Source organism: Pseudoalteromonas sp. SIMBA_162, assembly GCF_046535955.1.
Classification (GTDB): Bacteria; Pseudomonadota; Gammaproteobacteria; order Enterobacterales; family Alteromonadaceae; genus Pseudoalteromonas; species Pseudoalteromonas marina.
Genome location: NZ_JAWJBQ010001017.1, coordinates 1 through 243, shown reverse-complemented (window position 1 = coordinate 243; position 243 = coordinate 1). Strand labels below are relative to the sequence as shown.

The following is a 243-nucleotide window of genomic DNA, read 5'->3' as shown; positions in this document are numbered from 1 at the left end:
CCCGATAACCTGCAGTAGTGATGATGTCATCGTCGCGGCCTGCAAACTGGAACGAACCATCTTCATTGCGAATCACCACATCGCCGGTCAGGTAGTAACCGTTAACGAAGGGGTCTTTCTCCTGCCAGGTATAGCCTTGGAAAAAGTGGGCGGGTGAATTCTTGATATCCACCGCTAAAACACCAGGCTCACCGGGCGGCAGCTCGTTATATTCCGCATCAAGAATGGCCAGTCGGTAGCCCG

At 53.5% G+C, this 243-nt stretch carries 1 pseudogene; it reads right to left on the bottom strand.

Annotated elements, in window-relative coordinates:
- Positions 1–243, bottom strand: a pseudogene (locus R0J88_RS22795) (hypothetical protein); the annotation flags it as partial.